Origin of the sequence: Pseudomonas sp. NY15356 (assembly GCF_048068175.1) — a bacterium.
GTDB lineage: Bacteria > Pseudomonadota > Gammaproteobacteria > Pseudomonadales > Pseudomonadaceae > Aquipseudomonas > Aquipseudomonas putida_K.
Genome location: NZ_JBLUPW010000016.1, coordinates 46,847 through 65,252, shown reverse-complemented (window position 1 = coordinate 65,252; position 18,406 = coordinate 46,847). Strand labels below are relative to the sequence as shown.

Sequence of the window (18,406 nt, the reverse complement as noted above, 5' to 3'; positions counted from 1 at the left end):
GGCCAGAAGCGAATTGTTAGACTTGCATCCATTCCAAAATGGAATTCGATCATGGAATTCAAACAGCTGCGTAGTTTCATCGAAGTGGTCCACCGCGGCGGCTTCACCCAGGCGGCAACGACCCTGCACATCAGCCAGTCTGCCGTGAGCAAGCAGGTCGCCCAGCTCGAACAGGACATCGGCCAGCCCTTGCTGGAACGCCAGGGCTCGCAATTGCACCTGACCGCGGCCGGGCGCATTGTCCTGGAGCGGGGGGAGGCCTTGTTACGCCAGCGTCAGGAACTGCAGAACGAACTCGACGACCTCAGCCACATGGCCCGCGGCGAGCTGCGCCTGGGCCTGCCCTTGCTGGGCAGCGATGCGTTGTTCGCAGGGCTGTTCGCCGAGTACCGCCGCCGGCACCCGAATATTGCGATCCAGCTGCTCGAAGGCGGCAGCCGTACCGTGGAACAGGCGGTGAAAAGCGGGGAACTGGAGCTGGGCGGCAGCCTTACGCCCAGCGACACGGCGTTCGACTACCAGCCATTCTGCAACGAGCCGCTGGATGCGCTGCTGCCCCAGGGGCATGCCTTGGCAGAGGCTCCGCAGGTCGAGCTGCAGCAACTGGCCGATACGCCGTTTCTGCTGTACCAGCGCAGCTTCGTGCTCAATGATCGGCTGCTGAGCGCGTGCCAGCAGTTGGGGTTCACCCCGAAGGAAGGGGGGCGCAGTGGGCAGGCGGACTTCCTGGCGGCGCTGGTGGCCGCCGGGCAAGGGGTGGTGCTGTTGCCCAGGGTGGTGGCCCGGGCGCTGGAGCGGCCTGGGGTGGTGCGGGTGCCATTGGGCGCGCCGCGCCATTTGCGCTGGGACATTGCTTTCATCTGGCGGCGCGGGGCGTACCTGTCACGAGCGGCACAGGCGTGGTTGCAGTTGGTGCGCGAGCATCCGGCGATCAGTGACTAGCCTGGGCTTTGGAACATCGCCGCTCCTACAGGGAAGGCGGTGTAGGCCAGGCGTGCGATGGCTGGGGTCAGGCTCTGAGCGCGGCCATGAAATCCGCCAGCCAAGGCTCGGCATCGGCCTCGGGGGTCACGGTCTCGCTGGCATCCAGGCGCAGCATCGGCTGCACTTCCCGTACGCCCAACTCAGCGAACAGCTCGCGCATCTGCTCGCCGCCGCCGCAGAAGGTGTCGCCATAGCTGGAATCGCCCAGCCCGATCACCGCCCCCGGCAAGCCACGCCAGGCGGCCGGCAGGGTATCGCGAATGCTGCAGTACAGCGGCATCAGGTTGTCGGGCAGCTCGCCCATGCCGGTGGTCGAGGTCACGGCCAACAATGCCTCCGGGGCGAAGCCCTGCAGATCCTGCAAGGTGGCGCGGGCAGCATGCCAGGCTTGGAAACCGGCAGCCTTGAGCAGCGACTCGGCGTGACGGGCGACTTCTTCGGCGGTGCCGTACACGGAGCCTGAAATAATGGCGATTTTCATCGGGCAGAGGATTCCGAAACTGAGTGAAAACGTAGGATACTAGCATTCACCAGTGGCAAAAGGCCGCCTTCCACCAAAGTCCCCTCACGCCAATGGCCCGGACATGATCAACGCGCAACTGCTGCAATCGATGGTCGATGCCTCGAACGACGGTATCGTGGTCACCGAACGGGAAGGCGACGACACCATCCTGATCTACGTGAACGCAGCCTTCGAACGGCTGACCGGCTACCTCCGCGACGACATCCTCTACCAGGACTGCCGCTTCCTCCAGGGCGACGACCGCGACCAGCTCGGCCGCGCTCGGATCCGCCGGGCCCTGGCCGAAGGGCTGCCGTGCCGGGAAGTGCTGCGCAACTACCGCAAAGATGGCAGCGCGTTCTGGAACGAGCTGTCGATCACCCCGGTTTACAACGCCGCCGACCAACGCACCTATTTCATCGGGATCCAGAAGGACGTCAGCCGCCAGGTCGAGCTGGAACGGGAACTGGCCGAGGCCCGGGCGCGCCTGGGCCTGCAGGAACCCGACGAACGTAGCTGAACGAAGCGCCTTGGACGCTGTCCATCACCTTGAAGAAATCATCGCCTTCGAGCCCGATCATGCAAGCCGACGCCCTCCTGACCCAGGACGAACTGGACTTCATCCAGAACATGCAACATTCGCCCCAGTTGAACCTAGCCGACTCCATGTCGAGCCTGCTGGTCAATGGCGACCGTCGAATCCAGGAATTGCTGACCCGCCTGGTGGCCAACGAGCAGGTCCAGCTCCAGGCGCAATTCAACAACCAGCAGATCAGCTTCCCGCTGCAATTGGTCGAAGATGAATTCCATGCCCTGCACCTGCAGTTGGGCTCACCGGAAATCTATGAGAACGGCCCCAAGCCACGCCCATGGCGCCTGACCTTGGAACAACCGGCAGCCCTGCTGGATGCACAAGACCAGGCCAGCGGCCTGTGGGTACGGGAAATTTCCTCAAAGGGCGTGCTGGTACAGATCCGCGACCTGCCCACGACCCCCGCTGATTTCGACTTGCGCTTCGCCCCCGAGGGCATCCCGGCCATTCACCTGCATGGCACGTTGCGCCGTCGCATCGGCCCGGATCTGGCAGCCTACGACCTGGGCAACAGCCCACAGGAAGAGATCGAACGCCTGCGCGAATACATTCTCCAGGCACACCGCCAGGCGCACCCGGAACTACACGTTCACGTATCCAACTGACCGGCCAGGTACTGTCGCAGGCGCCTGCGCATAAGGCTACCCTCCGCCCCCAGGCAGGCCACCGGGCTGCCCGCCAGGCTGTCCTGGGCCAGTTCCGCCGCCTCCCCCGCCAACATCACCGGGCACCCAACGCCTTGGTTCAGCTTTGCCAGGCACTTGCCCAGCTGTGCCGTGGGCTGCTGGTTGGAAAATATCACCAAGGCGTGGGGCCCCAGGCGCTCGCAAACCAACATCAGCTCCTCCAGGGGCTGCCCGGCCGGCAACACCGTGACGCCCACTTCCTCGCTGCCCAGCAGCAGCCCAGCCACCAACAGCTCCAATTCCTGGCATTGGCCTGACAAGGGCGCCAGCACCACGCGTCGACTCCAGGGCTCCCGGGCCAGTTGCAGGCGCAACAGCACCCGGGCCCGCAGGAACTGGTCGAGGAACAGCCACTGGCTGGCGCGCCCGAAACCGTTCTGCCCCGCGCGCAAGGCCTGCCAGGCCGGCATGAACACCTCACCGAACACCTGGTCCAGGGCGTAATTGGCGAATACCTGAGCGAACAATCGCTCCAGCGCTGCGCCATCGAAGCGCTGGGCGGCCTCTTGCACCTGCATGCGCCAGCGCGCCCGCTCATGTTCACTGCCGGAGCCCTGGGCCTCCTGCGCCAACGCCTGGTCGCGCGCCAGGATGCTGCCGACCTTGCTCACCGCCACGCCGCGCTCCAACCAGCCAAGGATGCTGCGGATATTGTCGATGTCCGCCTGGGAATACAGCCGATGGCCGCTGTCGGTGCGCGTCGGCTGGATCAGGCCGTAGCGACGCTCCCATGCGCGCAAGGTCACGGGGTTGACGCCCGTCAGGCGGGCCACCTCGCGAATTGGAAACAGCTCCTGGTGCTCCAGGCTCGCGACGCCCAGGGGCGTTTGAAGCTGACTGATCATGTGCACGGGCACCCTGTATCCTGATGATTGAACGCATTCTACGATGGCTTGGGTCGAGGTCCAGCACAGCCCGCCCACCGGTGGGCGGTCAGCGGCCCACGCCCAGAGGCAAGCGCTACCCGATTCGTTCATGAAAGTTGCGCGCACATGACGCGGCCGCCCTGGTTCCGGGGTGCGAGCGCACAAGAGGGAAGCAGTTCGGGTATGCTGGGGCCATCAATGCACGGACAGACAAGTTGACTGCCTCGAACATGAACAGCCCAATCCTCGTTACCGGCGCCAGCCAGCGCGTCGGGCTGGCCCTGGCCCTCGAACTGGCACAGGCCGGCCATACGGTGGTCAGTGCCAGCCGCAGCATCCACCCGCACACGCCACACCCGAACATCGTCCAGTTCCAGGCCGACCTCTGCCAGGAGGCCGACCGCCAGGCCCTGATCGACTACCTGCAGGACAACCACGACGGCCTGCGGGCGATCATCCACAACGCGTCGCTGTGGCTCGACGATGGCCTGGACAACCTGCAGACCATGTTCCGCCTGCACGTCGAGGCGCCTTACCACCTCAACCTGGCCCTCGGCGAGCTGCTGGCCAAGGTGGAAAAGGCCGATATCATCCACATTTGCGACGAGACCTCCTCGCGAGGCAGCAAGAGCCATATCGGCTACGCCGCGACCAAGGCCGCGCTGCAGAACATGGTGCTCTCGTTCGCTGAAAAATACGCGCCGAAGGTGCGCGTCAACGGTATTCTTCCTGGCCTGCTGATCCTCAAGGAGGGCGGCGACGACGCCTACCGCCAGCAGACCCTGAAGAAAGCCTTGCTGGAATTCGAGCCCGGCGCCCGCCCGCTGATCGAGGCGGTGATGTTCCTGCTCGAAAGCCAGTACAGCACCGGCAGCCAGGTGGTCATCAACGGTGGCCGCCACCTGAAGAACCGCATGACCTGAGGGAAGCCCCATGACCCCGCAACAACAGCTCGAACTCGAGGCCGCCGCGTTCCGGCGCCTGGTCGAACACCTGCAAAAACGCACCGATGTGCAGAACATCGACCTGATGAACCTCTCCGGTTTCTGCCGCAACTGCCTGTCCAAGTGGTACAAGGCCGCCGCCGACGAACGTCAGATCGAGGTGAGCCTGGATGACGCCCGCGAGCGCGTGTATGGCATGCCCTATGCCGATTGGAAGGCCCAGTACCAGAAAGAAGCCAGCGCCGAGCAACAAGCTACGTTCGAAAAAGGAAAGCCCCGTGACTGATCTGACCAGCCTGCGCGCCAGCCTCGCCAGCGGTGAGCATGTATTTGCCGATACCCTGGCGTTCGTTGCCACCCACTACAGCTACCAGCCACAGGCATTCGACAATGGCGGTGTGGCCAACGCCGCCGGGCAGAACGAAGGGTCGTGCAAGACCCTGGGCCTGGCCTTGCTCGAAGGGTTGAGCGACCAGGAAGCGTTGCTGGCGTTTGGCGAGCACTACCGCAGTGTGCTGGCCACCCCTGAAGGGAGCGACCATGCCAATATCCGTGCGCTGATCAAGCATGGGTTGGCCGGGGTGAAGTTCGCGGCGCAGCCACTGACCCGTAACGCCTGACATCACCGCCCGATCGCCGGCAAGCCGGCTCCCACTGGCCATGAGGGAGCCAGCTTGCCGGCGATCGGGAGGGCACAGCCCTCCCCTGCCCCCTGGATAGACCTGCATGCAGACCGAGCCCCCTATCCCCTTCCGCCAGGCCATGCTGTTCTGGCTCAAGCTGGGCTTCATCGGCTTCGGTGGCCCCGCCGGGCAGATCGCCCTGATGCACCGCGAGATCGTCGAGCGACGCCGCTGGCTCAGCGAGTCGCGCTTTCTCCACGCCCTCAACTACTGCATGTTGCTGCCCGGCCCCGAAGCCCAGCAGTTGGCGACCTACCTGGGCTGGCTGATGCACCGCACCTGGGGCGGTATCGTCGCCGGCGGGTTGTTCGTCCTGCCGTCGCTGTTCATCCTCATCGGCCTGTCATGGATCTATGTCGTCCACGGCCAGCAGCCGGTGGTGGCCGGCCTGTTCTACGGGCTCAAGCCCGCGATCACCGCCATCGTACTGCAGGCCGCGTGGCGCATCGGCTCGCGTGTGCTGCACAACGCCGCGCTGTGGGCTATCGCCCTGGCGGCGTTCGTGGCCTTGTTCGGCCTGGGCCTGCCGTTTCCGGTGATCGTCATCGGTGCCGGGGTGCTCGGCTACCTGGGTGGGCGCTGGCAACCCCAGCTGTTCCAGACCGGGCGCACCAGCGCCGGGCAGCAACCGGTGGCCGAAGAGCCTTCGCCGCAGCCGGAGCACACCCGCTTCCACTGGCCACGCCTGCTGTGGCTGGTGGCCTGTGGCGCTGCACTGTGGTGCCTGCCGATGGCCGCACTGACGTTGCTGTTCGGCTGGGAGGGTACCTTCACGCAGATGGCCTGGTTCTTCACCAAGGCCGCCTTGCTGACCTTTGGTGGCGCCTATGCGGTGTTGCCGTATGTGTATCAGGGAGCGGTGACCTACTACGGCTGGCTGACGCCGACGCAGATGATCGATGGACTGGCCTTGGGCGAAAGCACACCGGGACCTTTGATCATGCTGGTGGCCTTCGTCGGCTTCGTGGGCGGCTACGTACAGGCGCAGTTCGGCGCCGACCAGGCGTTCCTCGCCGGCGCCCTGGCGGCGTGCCTGGTGACCTGGTTCACCTTCCTGCCTTCGTTCCTGTTCATCCTGATCGGCGCGCCGCTGGTGGAAAGCACACGGCGGCAGCTGCGTTTCACCGCGCCGCTGACGGCGATCAGCGCGGCGGTGGTGGGGGTGATCCTCAACCTGGCGCTGTTCTTCGGCTACCACGTGTTCTGGCCCCATGGGTTCGGCGCGGGGGTCGATTGGCTGGCGTTGCTGATTGCGGTGCTGGCGGCGGTGGGTTTGCTGCTGTTCCGCCGCGGGGTGCTGGAGGTATTGATTGCCTGTGCGTTGGCGGGGTTGCTGGCGACGCTGTATGGGTATCACGTTTGAAGTCAGCAGGGCCGGCCCAATCGCGGGGCAAGCCCGCTCCCACAGGGGCCGCAGCAACTCCGAAAATGTCGCAAGGCAGTTGCACGGCAAGTTGCAACCACGGGTCTCGTGGGAGCGGGCTTGTCCCGCGATTGGGCCGGATCAGGCCACCTCAACCGATGACTCGTCCCGGCACCTGATCGGGCAGCCCGCCCTGCTGCAACCAGGCCAAGGCAATCGGCCACAGGCTTTCGCGGAAACGGTCGTGGAAGAAGGCGAAATGGCCGATCTCACCCGCCGAGATATCCCCAGGCGCCAGGCGCAGGTGCCGACGCTCGGCGCCTTGCAGGTACCCCAATAGACGCTCGGTGGCGGCCACGGTGCCGAACGGGTCGTCGGTCAGGCTGATCGCCAGGGTCGCCGCGCGCACCCTGGCGAACGGCAGCTCGGCCAACGCCCGGCCACTGGGGCGATGCTCGTAGCGCGGCGTGCGGGTGGTCCAGTCGTGCACCACCCCGGCCGGGGTGTCTTCCATCCAGCCCAGGCGCTTGCCGGGAAAGTAGCCGCACAAGCGGGTCAGCAGCGGCATCACCAGGTGCCATTTGCCGAGCAGGCGCCAACGCTGGTCGGCTGCGTAGTCGCGCCAATAGGCGAACTGCGCGCCCACCATCACCACCCGCCGCAACCGGCTGCCGGACGGCGCCAGGCCCACCGCACAGCCGCCGAAACTGTGGCCTACCACATCCACCGGCTGGCCTGGGAAGGCTTCAGCGGCCAGGTGCAGCATGGCCTCGAAATCCAGCCGCCCCCAGTCGCTCCAGGACGCCTGGAAACCGCGCAACGATACCGGGCGTGACTCGCCGATGCCCCGGTAGTCATAGGTCAGCACATCGAAGCCCTGGGCGAAGAGGTAGTCGGCAAAGCGCGCGTAGTAGCGGCAACGCACCGAGGTGGCGGCGTTGATAATCACCAGCGGGCGCTGGGCGTCGGGTTCGGCATGGCGCCAGCAGAAACCGCCGAGGGTGTAGCCGTCGGCAGCGGTGTGGCGAAAGGCGGTGGCGGGTTGGATGAGGCTGCTCATGGCGCGCTTCCTGTGCTGGTGCGCCAACGCTAGCAAAAACAAGCGGCTTGTGGGGGCCGTTTCGCAGACAGATTGGAGTATTGGGAGGGCTTTGCCCTCTTTTCGCGGCACAAGGCCGCTCCTACAGGGGCCGGAGGTTCGGTCCGTAGGAGCGGCCTTGTGCCGCGAAAGGGCCGCGCAGCGGCCCCCCAAAACTGCAGGCGATTACAGCTCGATGCAGTCGAACTTCACGTCGGTGGCCACGTCTTCGTCGTAGTTGACGTCAGCACGCTCGAAGCCGAACAGGTTGAGGAACTGCTTCTTGTAACCGGCATAGTCGGTCAGCTGGAACAGGTTCTCGGTGGTCACCTGCGGCCACAGGGCCTTGCAGGCGTCCTGTACGTCATCGCGCAGCTCCCAGTCGTCCAGGCGCAGGCGGGCCTTCTCGTCCACCGGCATCGCAGCGCCATCGGCGCGGTACATGCGGTCGCGGAACATGCGGTCCAGCTGGTCCTGGGTGCCTTCGTGCACGCCCTTCTCCTGCATGATCTTGAAGACCATCGACAGGTACAGCGGCATCACCGGGATGGCCGAGCTGGCCTGGGTAACGACCGACTTGAGCACCGCCACGTTGGCGCCGCCCTTGACCTCAGCGGCCAGTTTCTTGTCCAGGCGCAGGGCGGTTTCGTCCAGGTCCTGCTTGGCCTGACCCAGGGCACCGTGCCAGTAGATCGGCCAGGTGATTTCCGTGCCGATGTAGCTGAAGGCCACGGTACGTGCGCCTTCGGCCAGCACACCGGCGCCGGCCAGGGCGTCGATCCACAGCTGCCAGTCCTGGCCACCCATGACGGTAACGGTGTCCTGGATTTCCTGCTCGGTGGCCGGCTCGATGCTGGCCTCGATGATGGTGTCCTTGTTGGTGTCGATGGCGGTCGACTTGTACGGCTGGCCGATCGGCTTGAGCGCCGAGCGCACCAGTTCGCCGGTCTGCGGCAGCTTGCGCACCGGCGAGGCCAGGGAGTAGACGACCAGGTCGACCTTGCCGCCCATTTCGTTCTTGATCAGCTCGATGACCTTGGCGCGGGCTTCGTCGGAGAAGGCGTCACCGTTGATCGACCTGCTGTACAGGCCTTCGGCCTTGGCGAACTTGTCGAAGGCGGCAGCGTTGTACCAGCCGGCGGTACCGGCCTTGGTCTCGGTGCCCGGCTTTTCGAAGAATACGCCCAGGGTGTCGGCCTTGAAGCCGAACGCTGCGGTAATACGTGCAGCCAGGCCGTAGCCGCTGGATGCACCGATCACCAAGACCTTCTTCGGACCATCTTCGCGCACACCCTGCTTGCGGGTGGCTTCGATCTGGTCACGGACGTTGAGCTCGCAGCCCTTCGGGTGAGTCGTGGTGCAGATGAAACCGCGAACCTTGGGATGAATGATGGCCAATGTCTGTACCTCTTCAGGTTTGTGCCGAGGAAGCGCGCCGCAGGGGACGATTCCGTTTGATCAGAGGGTGAGACTACCCCCGCAGGTTATCCGACACATATTACGGAGGTGATTGGCACGATTCAAAACAACCTGGCGGGTCAGCGCCGGTCGTCCGGCAGGCGGCGACGGCCGGTGAGCATCGACAGCGGCAGGTTCTCCCGCAGGCGCACGCTCTCCACCACCGCGGCCAGCAGGTGCACGCAAACCAACGCCAACAAAGTATTGGCCAGCACGCTGTGCACGTCCGTAGGCCAATCGACGCCCCACAGGGCATCGACCTCCTGGGACAGCCAGCCGGTCACGCCCAGCCCGACGACGCAGGCAAGCATCAACAGCATGACCAACGCGCCGATCGGCGAATGGCCGAGGCGATGATAAGGCGCGCCCGTTATCAACGCCCTGGCGTGTGCCGCCAGCCGCGACGGCGTCGGCCAGAAGTCCGCCCAGCGCGCGCTGGGCGGCCCTACGAAGCCCCAGACCAGGCGCACGGCCACGCAGGCTAGGGCGTAGTAGCCCAGCCATTGGTGCCAGTCGTCACCCTCTTCGTTGAAGAACGAGTTGGCGAAGAACACCAAGGCCAGGGACCAGTGGCAGCACCTGAGCAACGGGTCCCAGAGCCGCACACTGGCCATCAGTCATGGATCTCGGTCTTGACCGCCTTGCCGGTCACTGGGTCGTGGTAGATCTCGACCTTGCGGCCGTCCTTGTCGAAGCCGTAGATCTCGTAGCAGTTGCCCTCGGTGACCTTGAACTTGTTGATGCGATAGCCCTGCTCCTTGAGCTGGGCCTGGAATTTCTCCTGGTCTTGCCAGGTGCTTTTGTCGGCAGTGGTGCATTTGGTGGTGGCGAAGGCGGCGCTGCTTGCGAGCAGCAGGCCGACGGCGATCAGGGTCCGCATGGTGGTTGGCTCCAGTGGAAAGAAATGAACAGAACAAGCTTAGCCAGCCGCGGCGCATTTGCCCGAGGGCCTGGGCATTCTCCACGCCCGCGACCATTCATTTGCTTTTCGGATCAATCGCAAAGAAAAACAAACTTAACAAATGAACCCAACCCGCCGATGCTGGTGCAATCCGCCGACCTGGCGCCCATCCCTTGCACGGAGAACAACAAGATGAACGACGTGGTCATCGTCGCCGCAACCCGTACCGCCATCGGCAGCTTCCAGGGGGCCCTGGCCACTGTGCCGGCCGTGGACCTGGGCGCTGCGGTCATCAAGCGCCTGCTGGAGCAGACCCAGTTGGACCCGGCCCAGGTCGACGAAGTGATTCTCGGCCAGGTGCTGACCGCAGGTGCCGGCCAGAACCCGGCGCGCCAGGCCGCGATCAAGGCCGGCCTGCCCTACAGCGTGCCCGCCCTGACCCTGAACAAAGTGTGCGGCTCGGGTCTGAAGGCCTTGCACCTGGCGGCCCAGGCCATCCGCTGCGGCGACGCCGAGGTGGTGATCGCCGGCGGCCAGGAGAACATGAGCCTGGCGCCCTATGTGCTGCCCTCGGCCCGCACCGGCCAGCGCATGGGCCATGGCCAGATGGTCGACACCATGATCAGCGACGGCCTGTGGGACGCCTTCAACGACTACCACATGGGCATCACCGCCGAGAACCTGGTGGAAAAATACGCCCTCACCCGCGAACAGCAGGATGCCTTCGCCGCCGAATCCCAGCGCAAGGCCGTGGCCGCCATCGAGGCCGGCCGCTTCAAGGATGAGATCACCCCGATCGTGATGCCGCAGAAAAAAGGCGAGCCGCTGGTGTTCGACACCGACGAACAGCCACGCCCCGGCACCACCGCCGAGGCCCTGGGCAAGCTGCGTGCGGCCTTCAAGAAAGACGGCAGCGTCACCGCCGGCAACGCCTCGAGCCTGAACGACGGCGCCGCCGCCGTGCTGCTGATGAGCGCCTCCAAGGCCAAGGCCCTGGGCCTGCCGGTATTGGCGAAGATCGCGTCCTATGCCAGCGCGGGCGTGGACCCGGCGATCATGGGCATCGGCCCGGTGTCCGCTACCCAGCGCTGCCTGGACAAGGCCGGCTGGCAACTGGCGGATGTGGAGCTGATCGAAGCCAACGAGGCCTTCGCCGCCCAGGCCCTGGCAGTGGGCAAGGCGCTAGAGTGGGATGCTGCGCGCGTCAACGTCAACGGCGGCGCCATCGCCCTCGGCCACCCTATCGGCGCCTCCGGCTGCCGCGTGCTGGTGACCCTGCTGCACGAGATGATCAAACGCGATGCCAAGAAAGGGCTGGCGACCCTGTGCATTGGCGGTGGGCAGGGCGTAGCGCTGGCGATCGAGCGCTGATCTCAAGGCCCAATCGCGATCCGGCTTGTCCCGCGATTGGGCCAGAACAGGCAACACCGGCCCCGACGCCTTACACCTTCGCCCCCCCAACCAAGCCAGCACCACGCAACTCCCGGGCCGCCGCCACCATGTTCACCAACGCCGCCTCGGTCTCCGGCCACCCGCGGGTCTTCAACCCGCAATCCGGGTTGACCCACAGCCGCTCGGCCGGAATACGCTGGGCCGCTTTGCGCAACAGCTGGACCATCGCCTCCTTGCCTGGCACCCGTGGCGAGTGGATGTCATACACCCCAGGGCCGATCTCGTTGGGGTAGTTGTAGCGTTCGAAGGCCGCCAACAGCTCCATGTCCGAACGCGAAGTCTCGAGGGTGATCACATCAGCGTCCATCGCCGCGATCGACTCGATCACATCGTTGAACTCGCTGTAGCACATATGGGTGTGTACCTGGGTTTCATCGCGCACACCCGAGGCGCACAGGCGGAAGGCCTCGGTGGCCCAGTCCAGGTAGTGCGGCCAGCCGCTGCGACGCAAGGGCAGGCCTTCGCGGAACGCGGCTTCGTCGATCTGCACGATGCGGATACCCGCCGCCTCGAGGTCCAGCACTTCGTCACGAATGGCCAACGCCAGTTGCCGAGCCTGCGCCTCGCGGCTCACATCCTCACGCGGGAAGGACCACATCAGCATGGTCACCGGGCCCGTCAGCATGCCCTTCATCGGTTTGTCGGTCAGGCCCTGGGCATAGGTGCTCCAGCCTACGGTCATGGCCTTCGGGCGGCTCAGGTCACCGACGATCACCGCCGGCTTCACGCAGCGCGAACCGTAGCTCTGCACCCAACCGAAACGCGTGAAGGCATAGCCGTCGAGCTGCTCGGCGAAGTACTCGACCATGTCGTTGCGCTCGGCCTCACCATGCACCAGCACATCCAGGCCCAGCTGCTCCTGGATCTGCACCGCCTGGCGGATTTCGTTCTGCATCGCCTCGATGTAGTCGGCCTCGGCCAGCGTGCCTTGCTTGAACGCCTGCCGCGCCAGGCGGATCGCCGGGGTTTGTGGGAACGAGCCGATCGTCGTGGTCGGAAACGCGGGCAAATTCAGCCCAGCACGCTGCTTGACGATGCGCTGGGCAAAAGGCGACAGGCGCTGGCTGTCCGCCGGCTGGATCGCCGCCACCCGGGCCTGCACGGCCGGCTTGTGGATACGTGGCGAGGCGGCGCGGCTGACCTGCACGGCGCGGCTCTGCGCCAGGGCCACGAGCACCTCCAGGGCCTGCGGCGCATCGATGGCCTTGGCCAACACAGCTACTTCCTGGCATTTCTGCACAGCGAAGGCCAGCCAGCCTTGCAGCTCGGCGTCGAGCTGGTCCTCACGGGCCACGTCCACCGGGCTGTGCAGCAGCGAGCAGGACGGCGCGACCCACAGCCGGTCGCCCAGGCGCTCAGCCGCGTGACGCAACACGTCCAGGGCCTTTTCCAGGTCGCAGCGCCACACGTTGCGGCCATTGACCACGCCCAGGGACAGGACTTTGTAGGCCGGCAGGCGATCGAGAATCGTCGGAAACTGCTCCGGCGCACGCACCAGGTCGATGTGCAGGCCATCGACCGGCAGGTTGGCGGCCAAGCCCAGGTTGTCTTCCAGGCCGCCGAAATAGGTGGCGACCAGCTTCTTCAGCGGCGCGCGCTGTAGGATGTTGTAGACGCGCTCGTAGGCATTCTTCCAATCCTGAGGCAGGTCCAGCGCCAGGATAGGTTCGTCGATCTGCACCCATTCCACGCCTTGGGCGGCCAAGCGGTTGAAGATGGTGTCGTACAGCGGCACCAGGCGCTCGACCAGCTCCAGCTTGTCGAAGTCGGCGCCCTTGGCCTTGCCCAGCCATAGGTAGGTCAGCGGGCCGATCACCACCGGCTTGACTGCGTGGCCCAGGGCCTTGGCCTCGTCCACTTCCTCGAACAGCTGTTCCCAGCTCAGGGTGAAGGCCTGGTCAGCGGTGAATTCCGGGACCAGGTAGTGGTAGTTGGTATCAAACCACTTGGTCATTTCTTGGGCATGAGCACCGCAGCAAGTATCGCTGACGCCCCGGGCCATAGCGAAGAGGGTGTGCAGGCTGGGCTTGGCATCCTTTTCTGCGCGAAACCGTGCCGGGATCACGCCGAAAGTCAGCGAATGGGTGAGCACCTGGTCGTACCAGGCGAAGTCGCCGACCGGCAGCAGCTCGATACCCGCGTCCTTCTGCACCTGCCAGTGCGCGGCGCGCAGCTCGCGGCCCACCGCGCGCAGGCCGGCTTCGTCCAGCTCGCCCTTCCAGAAGGCCTCCAGGGCCTTCTTCAGCTCGCGGTCCCGGCCGATACGCGGAAAGCCCAGGTTGTGCGCCAGTGCCATGTCTTGTCCCTCAGAAACGTAAAAATGAATGAGGGGATTTTCCTGGGCACGCATCCGTGAGACAAACTCATTTAATTTAAGGACAACTCAAGATTTTCTCATGATGACCACCCACCCTATGGGCGCAGGCTTGCCCCCGCGATAGGGCCCTCAAGGCCAACCCCATGTCTCATTCAAAGCAATTCCCTACGCATCCGGACATCCCCCAACCTTCGCCCTACCCCACAATGCCACGGTGCCCAAACCAGATACCCGACCGCCCATGAGCCAGCTGAAAACGGCGCTGCACGACAAAACCTTCGTCTGCGTCATGGAGTTCGTCCCTAAGTCCTCCAGCGAGCGCTTCGCCAGCATCGAAGCCCTCATGGCGCGCAAACACCTGTGCGGCTGGCCCATGACCGTGGCCATCGCCGACCGCGTCGGCAGCCCCTTCGAAATGTCGCCGTTGGACGCCTACAGCAGCTTCCGACAGCCCCATCCCACCCTGCTGCACTTCTCCGGCAAGGACCGCGAACGCCATCATCTGCTCGACCAACTGCAGCAGATGGACGCCGCCGGCCTCGACCAGCTCTTGCTGCTGACCGGCGACCGCCTGCCCGGGCACGTCCCCGGCCAGCGCCCGGTGCGCTACCTCGAGTCGGTTTCCGCCCTGCAGATCGTCCGCCAGGCTCGCCCCGACTGGCTGCTGGGCGCTGGCATGCACCCGTTCAAGTACCGCGAGGAAGAAGGCGGCGCCCAGTACTTCAAGGCCGAAAAGAAACTCGCTGCCGGCGCGGACTTTCTCGCCCTGCAGCTAGGCTTCGACGCCAGCAAGCACCTTGAAGCCCTCCAGTGGATGCAGCGCCAGCCCAACCCCAAGCCCCTGATGGCCTGCGTGATGGGCCTGACCCTGGGTCGCGCGAAGATCTTCGAGCACGTCGCCGGCATCGTCGTCACCCCCTCCATGCACGACCTGCTCGCCGCCGAAGCCGCCGTCTCCAAGGCCCACGCCCAGGCCCGCAGTCTCGAGCGCCTGGCCCTGCAGATCATCGGCCTGCGCCTGATGGGCTATGCCGGCATCCACCTCTCCGGCATCCACGATCTGGAGCAACTGCAGGCCCTGGAAAACGCCATCAACGACTGGCAGGCTCGCCTCCAGTCACTCGAACAATGGGCGCCCGCCTGGCACGCCTGCTGGCAAATGCCCGGCCTGCCCGCCGTCACCTTCCACCCACCCGGCGCCAACTGGCGCCTGGGTGAGTCCCAGGTCACCGCCTCGCCCAAGGAAACAGCGCGTTACCACCTACTGCACGGCGCGCATTCATTGCTGTTCAACCGCACCAACTGGCTGAGCCAGGCCTTCGGCTGGGCCGTGCAACGCCCCCTCTGGGCAACGCCCACCGGCGCCCGCGTACTCCATCGCCTGGAGCGCAGCGTGAAAAGGCCATTGCTGGGCTGCGACACCTGCGGCCGCTGCCGCCTGGAAGACACCCTCTACATCTGCCCCGAAAGCTGCCCCAAAGGCCTGGCCAACGGCCCCTGCGGCGGGACCACGCTCAACCGCTGCGAGTTCGGCGACCGGGAATGCGTGCACAGCGTGAAATACCGCACCGCCAAAGCCGTGCAACAAACCGCCGTGCTGACCGAACGCCTCATCCCCTGCATCGAAGAAGGCACCCGCCATCGCAGCTCATGGCCAACCTGGTTCGAAGCTCCGGCCGCTGCGCCCCTGACCACCGCGACCCCGTGCAGGAGTGGGCTTGCTCTACGATCAGGCCCCCAAGCCGAACGCAAAGCGCCAACCCAGCAGGCCAGCCCAGCGACCGAGCTGGAAAATTGATCCACAACGAGATTTATCCACAGACAGGCTTGGCACGCGCCTTCGAGGCGAAACGGCTCGGGGCTACGGAAACAGATCGTCCAACCGCTGATATGCCATCGCCCAGGGCAGCCGACGCGCATTGGCTCTCATCCGCTCGTAAGCCTCACGCGCTTGGCCAACCGTGATGACCTGCTTCTGAATCATCTCTTCAACTACCCAAAGCGTTCCTCTGACCTCCACAGCCTCATCCCGCGCGGTGTGACGCAGCGCCTCATCGCCAGAAAGGAGGGGGCAGTTCTCTTGCCTGGCAAGCGCCAGGGCAAAGCAGTCATTGCGACTCGGCCCCCGCACCCGCGCCATCAGGTTCGATGCATACAACATGGTGTCGGAAGACAATTCTCCCAGCGCCAGCCCTCTGCGTAGCAAGTGGCCATGCTGGACTTCAAGCTCTTCGAAAAACAGGATATCGGGAACAGTGAATTGGTAGGGGAGCCTGAAGAGCTGCTCCAGCAGCTCTCCTTCTTCGAGGTCGATCAGGATGTTGGCATCACTGATGAGCAACTGCATCCAATAACTCCAGCTTGCGTGCCTGATGGAACTGGAAAACGGTCATGCCCAACAGCTCAGCGGCCTTGGACTCACTCAAGATACCCTCGCCCAGCGCCCGATAGACCAATTGCTGGAACAAACGCGTGGACTCCTGCCGATAAGGCTGCCCGGGCTCCTGCGTGCGCCATCCTTGCTTGACGAAGACCATGAACAAACGCTCCCGCACCTTCTGCGTGATGATGTCCAGGTCTGCGGCACGATAGAGACAACCCTGCATGCTCAACCCATATTCGGTCTTGAGCAGATAGAGCTCGCGCATCTCTAACATGTGCCGCTTTTCACCCAGCTGCTGGCGTATCGCGCTGGCAGGCACTAGGAACGAAGAGGCAAAGCGGTTGCAGGCCTTCTCTTCATCGAGTGATTCGGCCAACCGATCATGCAATAACAAGTGGCCCAACTCATGGGCCAACGTGAAGCGCTGCCGATCACCCGGCCAGTTGGCAGATACCACCACAACAGGCTGCCCAGCTATCGTTGCCTGCAAGCCATCGAATTTTGCCTGGGCATCGACATCCGTGATGATCACCAGAATGCCGCGAGACTCCAACACATCGATGAGGTCTGGAATCGGGCTCAGGCCCAAGTCCCACTCGGCACGAACCTGATCTGCCAATGCATCGATCTGCTCCAGCGCATCCACCTGTGGCGGCAACCCTCCAGGTACGGTGAATGCCTGCACCGGGTACTCTGGCCAAAGATTGATCAACTCCTGCCAGCGCTCAGCCTGGTCCAGCACATCGGCCTCGATGCGCTTGAGGGTCGCCTTTGGGGTGCTGGAACGCTTGCGATATTCGATGCCGGAGAGCTCGACCTTCGTGGGGCGGAAGAAATATTCGGCACGTACAGACAGGGCTTTGCCCAGACGGATCAGCACCCCGGAACTGGGCATGCTCTGATCGTGCTCGTATTTCTTGATCATGTTGGCGCTGACGCCAACCTCCTCGCCGAGCGCCTGCATCGACAAGCCAGCAGCAGCGCGGGCACGTTTCAGGCGTTCGCCGATCATTGCTGACCTCCCAACAAGGTTTATGAAATTCATTTAAGTCTAAAAAATATAAACCAATGGAGGATTCAGGTCGAGCAGGTTTTTCCAGCGTTCGGGGCAAGCTATTCCTATGAACGGCGCGGTACAAGGCTCGACCCCGCCTTAAAGCGTCGCAAATGTTTGCAGGAGAACGGCAAAGCCTCTGCGCTATCACCCAACATCTGGCTAGCGCCGCTCCTGTGGGGACTTGTGCCGCGATGGGCCGCACAGCGGCCCCAATCTCGACCAAACACCACCCCAGCGCCCAACGCCTACAACAAACCCTCTATTCCCCCTCCCCAGCCCGCCCCTCATCAAGCAGCGTGCCGCACTGCTCACCCGCCAAACGGCTAATGATCTTGATCGCCTGATGAATCCCCGCCGTGGCGCGGAAACTCAGTTGCGGTTGGTGATCACATTCCAATCGCTCGTCGTGATGCACCAGCGATTCGCCGAGCAGTTCGAGGGTCCAGACATAGCTCTGGAGGGTGGCAATGCGTTCGTGCTCAGTCACGGGGCACCTGACTTCGCGCAGGCGTTGGGTTGCCCTGGGTATGGATGGGGTAGAAACGGTGGGGTTCAGGCGCCGGCGAGGTTAGGCGGCGGAGAGCGGATGCGAGGATCCTGAGTGGGCTCAACGTAAGCATGCATGAGACTCCAAGTTAGGTTGGAGCTGCCACGCACCGTCGCCAAACAATGGGTGGCAGCTGTACGCAGGTTGGCGAACCGGGAACTTGGAACCCGGCAGACCCGAGGGTCTCCCACGCACAGCCGCCATAGCACGAGGCCGCAAGCATAAAAAAAGCGCCTGCGGTCGTGTGGGGCGCTGATGCGCCAAGTTTATCCGGGTCGCCAAACCCGGTCGCGGAATTTGCCGCGACTGGGGGCAATTTATCCCTGCGAGTCTGCTAGTGCAAGGTCGAGGCTGCCTGAAAAGGCCGTGATCTGCCGTAGGAAAAGGCTTGATATCGCGTGGCTCGGAGGCATCACCAGATTGAAGCTCCACCTCTCCCCGTACGGAGAGCAACCTATTGCACTTGTATAACAAGGATCAACAGCGTTGGTTGCTGTGCAGCCACTGCTACTGAGAGCAACACGGACAGCATCAAGCCGCTAATGAATCGACTAACGATGGCCACAGTGAGGTCATAAAGAAATTTACGCATG

The 18,406-nt window shown here is 64.2% G+C and carries 19 protein-coding genes; 9 read left to right on the top strand and 10 right to left on the bottom strand.

What is annotated here, in order from left to right:
- Positions 1 to 51 precede the first annotated feature (51 nt).
- Positions 52 to 942: a LysR family transcriptional regulator gene (locus tag ACNFCI_RS14540; RefSeq protein ID WP_368829368.1), complete on the top strand. Its 891-nt coding sequence runs from the start codon at positions 52 to 54 to the stop codon at positions 940 to 942.
- 67 nt (positions 943 to 1,009) lie between these two features.
- Here ACNFCI_RS14540 and ACNFCI_RS14535 read toward each other — a convergent pair whose 3' ends face one another.
- A complete protein-coding gene (locus tag ACNFCI_RS14535; RefSeq protein WP_084857092.1) occupies positions 1,010 to 1,465 on the bottom strand; it encodes a flavodoxin in 456 nt (151 codons plus the stop codon).
- 103 nt (positions 1,466 to 1,568) lie between these two features.
- Here ACNFCI_RS14535 and ACNFCI_RS14530 point away from each other — a divergent pair, with 103 nt between their 5' ends.
- Both ACNFCI_RS14530 and ACNFCI_RS14525 read left to right on the top strand, forming a co-directional pair.
- Entirely contained in the window at positions 1,569 to 2,006 is a 438-nt protein-coding gene (locus ACNFCI_RS14530) for a PAS domain S-box protein (protein ID WP_368829369.1), read from the top strand.
- A 59-nt stretch (positions 2,007 to 2,065) separates the two neighbouring features.
- Complete coding sequence (locus ACNFCI_RS14525; RefSeq protein ID WP_084857088.1) at positions 2,066 to 2,683, top strand: hypothetical protein; 618 nt, start codon at positions 2,066 to 2,068, stop codon at positions 2,681 to 2,683.
- On the opposite strand, the gene ACNFCI_RS14520 is transcribed toward ACNFCI_RS14525, so the two are convergent.
- Entirely contained in the window at positions 2,668 to 3,609 is a 942-nt protein-coding gene (locus ACNFCI_RS14520) for a MerR family transcriptional regulator (RefSeq protein ID WP_084857085.1), read from the bottom strand. The two genes, ACNFCI_RS14525 and ACNFCI_RS14520, sit on opposite strands and share 16 nt — an antisense overlap.
- A 251-nt stretch (positions 3,610 to 3,860) precedes the next feature.
- On the opposite strand from ACNFCI_RS14520, the gene folM reads away from it, so the two are divergent.
- From folM to chrA, 4 genes are all read left to right on the top strand, one after another.
- Entirely contained in the window at positions 3,861 to 4,553 is a 693-nt protein-coding gene (folM, locus tag ACNFCI_RS14515) for a dihydromonapterin reductase (protein ID WP_084857082.1), read from the top strand.
- A gap of 10 nt (positions 4,554 to 4,563) precedes the next feature.
- The gene (locus tag ACNFCI_RS14510; RefSeq protein WP_084857080.1) at positions 4,564 to 4,860 is read left to right on the top strand and encodes a DUF1244 domain-containing protein; all 297 of its coding nucleotides are present in this window, start codon (positions 4,564 to 4,566) and stop codon (positions 4,858 to 4,860) included.
- On the top strand, positions 4,853 to 5,194 hold the full coding sequence (locus ACNFCI_RS14505) for a HopJ type III effector protein (protein WP_084857078.1): 342 nt from the start codon (positions 4,853 to 4,855) through the stop codon (positions 5,192 to 5,194). The genes ACNFCI_RS14510 and ACNFCI_RS14505 overlap by 8 nt, the downstream gene beginning before the upstream one ends.
- 106 nt (positions 5,195 to 5,300) lie before the next feature.
- Positions 5,301 to 6,620 (top strand): chromate efflux transporter, encoded by a 1,320-nt coding sequence (chrA, locus tag ACNFCI_RS14500; protein WP_084857076.1) that lies wholly within the window; start codon positions 5,301 to 5,303, stop codon positions 6,618 to 6,620.
- Positions 6,621 to 6,771: 151 nt separating this feature from the next.
- Here the strand turns inward: chrA and ACNFCI_RS14495 are convergent, their stop codons facing one another.
- The 4 genes from ACNFCI_RS14495 to ACNFCI_RS14480 all read right to left on the bottom strand — a co-directional run bounded on the left by ACNFCI_RS14495 (position 6,772) and on the right by ACNFCI_RS14480 (position 10,036).
- On the bottom strand, positions 6,772 to 7,680 hold the full coding sequence (locus tag ACNFCI_RS14495) for an alpha/beta fold hydrolase (RefSeq protein ID WP_324816144.1): 909 nt from the start codon (positions 7,678 to 7,680) through the stop codon (positions 6,772 to 6,774).
- A gap of 204 nt (positions 7,681 to 7,884) precedes the next feature.
- A complete protein-coding gene (fabV, locus tag ACNFCI_RS14490) occupies positions 7,885 to 9,096 on the bottom strand; it encodes an enoyl-ACP reductase FabV (RefSeq protein WP_324816147.1) in 1,212 nt (403 codons plus the stop codon).
- Positions 9,097 to 9,236: 140 nt separating this feature from the next.
- Positions 9,237 to 9,770 carry a cytochrome b/b6 domain-containing protein gene (locus ACNFCI_RS14485; RefSeq protein WP_084857071.1) on the bottom strand — a complete coding sequence of 178 codons (534 nt, stop codon included), beginning with the start codon at positions 9,768 to 9,770 and terminating at the stop codon, positions 9,237 to 9,239.
- A complete protein-coding gene (locus ACNFCI_RS14480; protein WP_368829370.1) occupies positions 9,770 to 10,036 on the bottom strand; it encodes a PepSY domain-containing protein in 267 nt (88 codons plus the stop codon). Before ACNFCI_RS14480 ends, ACNFCI_RS14485 begins: the two co-directional genes overlap by 1 nt.
- A gap of 213 nt (positions 10,037 to 10,249) precedes the next feature.
- Between ACNFCI_RS14480 and ACNFCI_RS14475 the strand changes: the two genes are divergently transcribed.
- A complete protein-coding gene (locus ACNFCI_RS14475) occupies positions 10,250 to 11,428 on the top strand; it encodes an acetyl-CoA C-acetyltransferase (protein WP_368829393.1) in 1,179 nt (392 codons plus the stop codon).
- Positions 11,429 to 11,498: 70 nt separating this feature from the next.
- Here the strand turns inward: ACNFCI_RS14475 and metE are convergent, their stop codons facing one another.
- Positions 11,499 to 13,805, bottom strand: coding sequence for a 5-methyltetrahydropteroyltriglutamate--homocysteine S-methyltransferase (gene metE / locus ACNFCI_RS14470; RefSeq protein ID WP_368829371.1), 2,307 nt, complete (start codon positions 13,803 to 13,805; stop codon positions 11,499 to 11,501).
- A 262-nt stretch (positions 13,806 to 14,067) separates the two neighbouring features.
- Here metE and ACNFCI_RS14465 point away from each other — a divergent pair, with 262 nt between their 5' ends.
- Positions 14,068 to 15,624 carry a methylenetetrahydrofolate reductase C-terminal domain-containing protein gene (locus ACNFCI_RS14465; RefSeq protein ID WP_368829372.1) on the top strand — a complete coding sequence of 519 codons (1,557 nt, stop codon included), beginning with the start codon at positions 14,068 to 14,070 and terminating at the stop codon, positions 15,622 to 15,624.
- 63 nt (positions 15,625 to 15,687) lie between these two features.
- Here the strand turns inward: ACNFCI_RS14465 and ACNFCI_RS14460 are convergent, their stop codons facing one another.
- The 3 genes from ACNFCI_RS14460 to ACNFCI_RS14450 all read right to left on the bottom strand — a co-directional run bounded on the left by ACNFCI_RS14460 (position 15,688) and on the right by ACNFCI_RS14450 (position 17,753).
- Complete coding sequence (locus ACNFCI_RS14460) at positions 15,688 to 16,173, bottom strand: PIN domain-containing protein (RefSeq protein WP_368829373.1); 486 nt, start codon at positions 16,171 to 16,173, stop codon at positions 15,688 to 15,690.
- Complete coding sequence (locus tag ACNFCI_RS14455; protein ID WP_324818847.1) at positions 16,154 to 17,221, bottom strand: helix-turn-helix domain-containing protein; 1,068 nt, start codon at positions 17,219 to 17,221, stop codon at positions 16,154 to 16,156. Before ACNFCI_RS14455 ends, ACNFCI_RS14460 begins: the two co-directional genes overlap by 20 nt.
- Positions 17,222 to 17,525: 304 nt before the next feature.
- Complete coding sequence (locus ACNFCI_RS14450) at positions 17,526 to 17,753, bottom strand: hypothetical protein (RefSeq protein ID WP_368829374.1); 228 nt, start codon at positions 17,751 to 17,753, stop codon at positions 17,526 to 17,528.
- Positions 17,754 to 18,406 lie beyond the last annotated feature (653 nt).

Bases quoted from the DNA above. Each gene is read 5' to 3' on its own strand.
- ACNFCI_RS14475 (WP_368829393.1), top strand. From the start codon at position 10,250: ATGAACGACGTGGTCATCGTCGCCGCAACCCGTACCGCCATCGGCAGC.
- ACNFCI_RS14460 (WP_368829373.1), bottom strand. From the start codon at position 16,173: ATGCAGTTGCTCATCAGTGATGCCAACATCCTGATCGACCTCGAAGAA.
- chrA (WP_084857076.1), top strand. From the start codon at position 5,301: ATGCAGACCGAGCCCCCTATCCCCTTCCGCCAGGCCATGCTGTTCTGG.
- ACNFCI_RS14530 (WP_368829369.1), top strand. From the start codon at position 1,569: ATGATCAACGCGCAACTGCTGCAATCGATGGTCGATGCCTCGAACGAC.
- ACNFCI_RS14485 (WP_084857071.1), bottom strand. From the start codon at position 9,770: ATGGCCAGTGTGCGGCTCTGGGACCCGTTGCTCAGGTGCTGCCACTGG.
- ACNFCI_RS14520 (WP_084857085.1), bottom strand. From the start codon at position 3,609: ATGATCAGTCAGCTTCAAACGCCCCTGGGCGTCGCGAGCCTGGAGCAC.
- ACNFCI_RS14495 (WP_324816144.1), bottom strand. From the start codon at position 7,680: ATGAGCAGCCTCATCCAACCCGCCACCGCCTTTCGCCACACCGCTGCC.
- ACNFCI_RS14480 (WP_368829370.1), bottom strand. From the start codon at position 10,036: ATGCGGACCCTGATCGCCGTCGGCCTGCTGCTCGCAAGCAGCGCCGCC.
- ACNFCI_RS14535 (WP_084857092.1), bottom strand. From the start codon at position 1,465: ATGAAAATCGCCATTATTTCAGGCTCCGTGTACGGCACCGCCGAAGAA.
- ACNFCI_RS14465 (WP_368829372.1), top strand. From the start codon at position 14,068: ATGAGCCAGCTGAAAACGGCGCTGCACGACAAAACCTTCGTCTGCGTC.
- ACNFCI_RS14510 (WP_084857080.1), top strand. From the start codon at position 4,564: ATGACCCCGCAACAACAGCTCGAACTCGAGGCCGCCGCGTTCCGGCGC.
- ACNFCI_RS14540 (WP_368829368.1), top strand. From the start codon at position 52: ATGGAATTCAAACAGCTGCGTAGTTTCATCGAAGTGGTCCACCGCGGC.
- folM (WP_084857082.1), top strand. From the start codon at position 3,861: ATGAACAGCCCAATCCTCGTTACCGGCGCCAGCCAGCGCGTCGGGCTG.
- ACNFCI_RS14455 (WP_324818847.1), bottom strand. From the start codon at position 17,221: ATGATCGGCGAACGCCTGAAACGTGCCCGCGCTGCTGCTGGCTTGTCG.
- metE (WP_368829371.1), bottom strand. From the start codon at position 13,805: ATGGCACTGGCGCACAACCTGGGCTTTCCGCGTATCGGCCGGGACCGC.
- ACNFCI_RS14525 (WP_084857088.1), top strand. From the start codon at position 2,066: ATGCAAGCCGACGCCCTCCTGACCCAGGACGAACTGGACTTCATCCAG.